At 36.0% G+C, this 6,086-nt stretch carries 3 protein-coding genes and 2 tRNA genes; 1 reads left to right on the top strand and 4 read right to left on the bottom strand.

Going from position 1 to position 6,086, the window contains the following annotated elements; all coding sequences use genetic code 11:
• Positions 1-482 precede the first annotated feature (482 nt).
• The 4 genes from F3G69_RS06010 to flgL form a co-directional block, all read right to left on the bottom strand.
• A tRNA-Met gene (locus F3G69_RS06010) sits at positions 483-557 on the bottom strand.
• Between the two features lie 26 nt (positions 558-583).
• A tRNA-Gln gene (locus F3G69_RS06005) sits at positions 584-658 on the bottom strand.
• Positions 659-765: 107 nt separating this feature from the next.
• A complete protein-coding gene (locus tag F3G69_RS06000) occupies positions 766-2,844 on the bottom strand; it encodes an FtsK/SpoIIIE family DNA translocase (RefSeq protein WP_410470296.1) in 2,079 nt (692 codons plus the stop codon).
• A 143-nt stretch (positions 2,845-2,987) separates the two neighbouring features.
• Positions 2,988-5,303, bottom strand: coding sequence for a flagellar hook-associated protein FlgL (gene flgL / locus F3G69_RS05995; RefSeq protein ID WP_149714682.1), 2,316 nt, complete (start codon positions 5,301-5,303; stop codon positions 2,988-2,990).
• Between the two features lie 139 nt (positions 5,304-5,442).
• On the opposite strand from flgL, the gene F3G69_RS05990 reads away from it, so the two are divergent.
• Positions 5,443-6,086 (top strand): YaaA family protein (locus F3G69_RS05990; protein ID WP_149714699.1); only part of this gene is annotated, 644 nt, incomplete at its 3' end.

The following is a 6,086-nucleotide window of genomic DNA, read 5'->3' as shown; positions in this document are numbered from 1 at the left end:
TTTACATATTAAAATAAAATTATTCTAGTATTCAAAGCCATAAAGCAACGCTTAGAAACAGCTAAGAGCGTAAGTAAAATAGAGGCACGCAAACTCTTTACTGAAACAAAAGACGACCAAATGCTTCGTGTGGCTTACTACTGGGTATCTCAAGGGGCTTATGACAACTGCAAAGACCTACCATTAAACAAGTGCCCTATAACTCATCTAAACCACGATACAGCAAATCATATGTGGTGGGCTGTAAGAAACCATCTAGGATATAAGGGAGAAAACAACACTCACGGACTATACGTATTACGCCATACAGTGGCTTCTAGATTAGTGAGTTTGAAGAGGTTTAATGCACATAAACTGATGGCTTTTATGGGTCATACAGATATTAAAAGTAGCTTACACTAAGTTCATCTCAATGTTGATGATATACGTGATGGTGTGGGGGTTGGTGCTTAGTTAAAAGATGATAAAAAGTAATGGGCATTTGGTTGCGGAGGACGGATTTGAACCGCCGACCTTCGGGTTATGAGCCCGACGAGCTACCACTGCTCTACTCCGCGATAAGTATTATTTTGGATTTAAAAAGTGGATGGGGTAAGAGGATTCGAACCTCTGAATGACTGGACCAAAACCAGTTGCCTTACCGCTTGGCGATACCCCAATATTTTTAAGAGTTGTAATTATATAGATTTTAATGTGCTTTGTCAAGACTTTTTAGAATTTTAATAAAAATTAAAATTCTAAAATTAAAGCAATTTATGACTTTAGCTATAAAATTTCCCTTTGTCCTTTTGCATTCACTGAGCTTAAAACACCCATTTTTTCCATTTGTTCGATTATATTTGCAGCTTTGTTATAACCTATTTTTAAACGTCTTTGCAGATAACTTATCGACGTTTTTTGCTCACTTAAAATGATCTCTTTAGCCTCTTCGTAAAGCTCGTCAAGTTCATCTTCTCCCAGTGCTCCAGCAGCCATACTTCCGCTAGAGCCTTCTTCTACTAAAAATTTCTCGTCGTAGATAACTTCTTGTTGCTCTTTTAAGAAATTTACGATTGTCTCTATCTCTTTTTCGCTAGCAAATGGTGCGTGAAGTCTTATCACACCAGGGCTTCCTGGAGGTGTAAATAACATATCTCCGCGTCCAAGCAAGCTCTCAGCTCCCATTTGATCAAGGATCACTTTGCTATCTATCCTTTGCCCTACCCTATAGCTTATCCTACTTGGCAAATTTGCCTTTATAAGGCCAGTCACGACATCAACACTTGGGCGCTGAGTTGCCACTATCAAGTGTATGCCGCTAGCTCTTGCCATCTGTGCTAGACGGCCGATATAAAGCTCCACATCCTTGCCACTAGTCATCATGAGATCAGCAAGCTCGTCAATGATTACAACGATGTACGGAAACTGCTCGCCGCCTTCCTCTTTCATCTTTTCATTGTAGCTCTCTATATTTTTCGTACGAGTTTGACTCATTATCTTATATCTTCGCTCCATCTCAGCGACCATATTGGCAAGTGCAGTGATCGCCTTTTTGGCCTCTGTGATAACTGGAGTTAGAAGATGTGGGATATCGTTATATATGCTAAATTCAAGCATTTTTGGATCGATCATCATTAGACGCAAAGTTTGCGGGCTATTTCTATAAAGCAAGCTTAAAAGCATCGCGTTTATACCCACACTTTTGCCAGATCCTGTAGTTCCAGCGATTAGCAAATGAGGTAGTTTTTTAAGGTCTGTCACAAAAGGAGCACCGACGATATCTTTGCCAAGTGCCATAGTTAGCGGGCTACTTGCATTTTTAAAGACTTCGCTCTCTAAAATTTCTTTTAGGTATATAGTTTCTAAATTTTGATTTGGTACCTCGATGCCTACCACATCTTTACCAGGGATCGGCGCTTGGATACGGATCGTTTGTGCCTTTAGCGCCATAGCTAGGTCATCTTGCAAAGTAAGGATTTTACTTACCTTGATATGTGGGGCTGGACGAAACTCAAATGTCGTGACGATAGGCCCAGTATAAGTTCTAACCACATCGCCGTCTATTTTAAACTTACGGAGTTTATCAAGCAAATTAGAAATTTGTTGATCAATTTCCGTTTCATTTACGCTGTGCGAGCGTTTTGGCGGATCGTTTAAAAATTTAAGCGGTGGTAAGACAAAATTCTTTGGCTTTTCGACATTGCCTCGCTCTATTTGATCAAGCAACTTCTTGTTCTCAGCCACTTCGTTTAAAATTTCAACTCCGTTTATAGTTGAGGCCCTGCTCTCTTTTTCTGGCTCAGGCTCTAGTTCTTCATCTAAATTCTGTTCATCATCATTTAGTACCTGAGCTTCTATAAGCTCTTCTTCTTTTATATCATTATTCTTTTGTCTTTTGCGTTCGATTTTTGGAAGTTGCTTTTGTTTTAACTCTTTTAAATTTCTCTCTTCATGGACTTTTATCTCTTTATCTACAAAAGCCTTTCTTAAAACAATGATAAAATTTTCCCTAAAAGCAAGCCCAAGTGAGATAATAAACATCATAAGTATAGCAACCGCGGTGCCGATAGAACCGATCACCTCTTTTAAGGCACTAACTATAAAATTTCCAATTATACCGCCATTTACACTTGAAGCACTCAAGGCTTGAAACATCAAAAAAGCTACAAAAAATAGAAAAATTCCTACCAAAAACTGAGCAAAATCAAAATCAAATTTCTTAAAATTTTTATAGACAAAATAGCCCAAAATGATCAATAAAAATGGATAAACATACGCAATAAGTCCAAAATATTTGATATTTAAAATACCAAGACCTTGTCCAAGCGAGCCAACAAAATCAGCAGTTGGAGCAGCTGTGGCGATACCAAAATATATAAAAATGCAAACAAAAATTGTAAATAAGATATGTCGTAAAATTTTAGATCCTTTATAAAAAAGGCTTATTATAGCACGCTTGAGTTTAATTTTAAAAAATCAGCAAGCTAGGCGGCCTGCTGATTTAAATTTTAATTTAAATAATTTAGCAAGCTTAGTTGATTTATCTTCGCACTTGCTTGTAGGGTTGCTTGATAAGATAGCGAAAGCTGCGTAAATTTCAGATATGACTCCGCATAGTCTGCGTCAATTACATCATTTTTAACAGTTTGCACATTCACTTTCATTACTTCGGCTCGCTCTTTTGTAGCGGTTAAAAGTCTTGATTGAGAGCCGATCTTTGTAAGCTCTTTATTTGCATGATCTATTAGATGATCAAGCCTTTGTAATGCGCCTTGCATGCCGGTATTTCGTGGGTCATTACTATTTGCATCAGCTCTATAATATCCCTTTCTAACAGCTTCAATCATATTATCAAGGTCTTGAAAAACGCTCGTACTTGGCTCATCAATAGTTAAAGCATTATTTTCATTAAAGCTAAAGACAGAACCCTTTCCTTGAGGGTGTCCAGCATTACCAGCTGTATCTCTGCCAGTGCTATCGCCATCAAATTTATCGCTATTTTTTGCATCATGCATAGTTACTTCTATGTTTGTTACTGATTTTGTCTTATCAGTTAAAACCATTCTGCCTTTATCATCTAAAGTTGTCTCTACTGCACCCTTAGTTTTTGATAAAGCCTCTTTATAGGCATTATAGTTTTGATCTCTTTTTACCTTTTCTATATCTGTATCAAAATTTGCGTTTTCTGCATGTGGAGGGTTTGGAATATTATCGCTTGCTGCCATAGCAACGATATCCATGAGCTGCCTATAAGTAAAATCACTAGCATAAGTTCTGTAACTTCCAAACTCATCTGAGTTATAAACAGTTAAAGTCCTAGGTGCAGAAGGCGTGCCACCTGGTGGTGTAGATGTTATTTCAAATTGCACTGGAGTGTTTGTGCCCCCTGCTGTACCCATTTTTACCTTTATGTCATATTTTGTGCCAGTTATTGACTTTACTTGCAATTTTATCTCTTGGTTGTCGATATTAAAAAGCTCTCTCTTTCTAGCGTCAACATCTTTTGGATATAAATTTCTATCGTAGCTCTCTTTTGTACCAGAAACTTCGCTTAGCTTTGTCTGATCTGTTGCATATTCGCCCGTTCTTCTAGCTACTTGAGGTAAATTTGCGATTAGCTCATTATCCTTTCTCTCAAATCTAACCTTATCATAGTCAAATGCATTTGTCGCATTTCCATCTTTATCGGTATATTTGCTCTTTATAAACTCGGTGATATGAACTGTTTTTGGAACGTTATTTGCCATTGTTTCAAGATCTTCAAGAGAATTTACCGCATCAAGCGCGTTATTTTGAGCGATTGCACCGCGATTTGGTGCTACTGATGTGGCTGCAACCATATGAAAGTCAATAGTTTGATTACCTTTAGTAAGATCTTTTATATTAAATTGTCCATCGTTATTTATACTCACATCAACAACTTTTGTTGTTTTTGTATTGCCAAATTCCATGCCGATTTTTTCCATAAGCCCAGCCATTGTTGTATTTGCACTCATCTTAAATTTACTAGTAAATGTCGTGCCGTCTGGCTTTTTGCCTTGCATGAAAAAATATGTATCCGGAAAATTTACATTTGAATTATCTAAAAAATCATAATCCGGATTTATTGTTCCATTGTAAGAGCCGTCACTTCTAACCACTGAATCACTAGCGTAATTTAGCCCAATCATATTTTTTATCTTGCTGTTATCGTTTAGAAATTTTGGCGCATAAGAGATGTCGGTTCTAGTTTGATCAGCCAAACGAACATTTGTAGTCAAAATTTTACTGTAATCACCGTCTTTTCCTAAAAATAGATCATGTCCTGGGATATTGTAAGGAAGCTCAACCTGAGCACCAGCCGATGTCTTCATATAATCACGGTTGCCTTGATACTTTCCCGCACCATCTATTGGTTTTGTATCAACAGCACTTCCAGAAAACAAAAACTGCCCATTGACCGAAGTGTTTGCAATATTCACAAGGTGATTTTTTATACCTTGAAGATCATTTGCCAAAGCCTCTAGTGATGTCTTACTATGCACGCTGCTAGCTGCTTGGACTACTTTTGTCTTAAAATTTTCAAGCTGTTTTTCAAACTCTTGCAATGCATTATCTGTATTTTTTGAGAAATTTACAGATTTACCAGTGGCATCAACTACTTGAGTGAGAGTAGTTGCTTCATAATCAAGCCTCATCGCATCATTATAAGTCGCAGCACCATCGTATGGATCTTGAATTTTCAAACCATTTGAGAGCTGCTTGTAGCTTTTATTTACACCAGTCATATTTTTTTGGTAGTCATGCAAAGTCTGACTAAAACGTAGTTGGTTTGTTATTCTCATAATTTTTTCCTAAATTTTTATTCACTCTAAGCAAAAATGATTCCGCTTGTTTTTATATCGGTAAAAATTTGATTTTTTTTAGCATAAAAAGTTTATTGTATAATCCAATAAAAATTTATATATAAAATAGGTAAGAAAAATGGCATTAAAAATTCTCTTTTCTCCAAGCGAAAGTAAAATTTCTCTAAATACGAATAATAAATTTAATGGTAAGGATTTGATATTTCCAGAGCTTTTTGACAAAAGAGTTGAAATTTTAAACAGATACGATGGGTTTTTAAAAAACGCAAATTTAGACAAGATAAAAAAGCTTTTTGGGCTAAAAGAGCTTGAAGAGAGCAAGCAGCTGCGAGAAAGCCTATCTCAAAAAGGCAGCATAAAAGCTATCTTAAGGTATGATGGCGTGGCTTATAAACATCTAAACTATCGTGGTTTAGACAATGAGGCACAAAAATATATAGATAATAATGTTTTAATATTTTCAAATTTATTTGGGCCTATCTTAGCAAAAGATGAGATACCAGAATACAAACTAAAACAAGGTGAAAAGCTAGGTGGCTTTGAAATTTCAAAATTTTATGAAAAAAATTTTAGTAAAGCGGTTGATGATTTTTTGCAAAATGATGAAATTTTAGACCTTAGAGCTAAGTTTTATGAAAAATTTTACACTATAAAAAAAGAATACATAACTTTTTGTTTTGTAAAAAATAAAAAAATAGTGAGTCATCACGCAAAAGCATATAGAGGCAAAGTCTTACGCCAGATAGCAAATAAACTTATAAA

Source organism: Campylobacter concisus (assembly GCF_902460625.1).
In the GTDB taxonomy this organism is placed as follows: Bacteria; Campylobacterota; Campylobacteria; order Campylobacterales; family Campylobacteraceae; genus Campylobacter_A; species Campylobacter_A concisus_AD.
The sequence above is the reverse complement of the archived record's forward strand: the minus strand, read 5'-3'. Positions and strand labels throughout refer to the sequence as shown.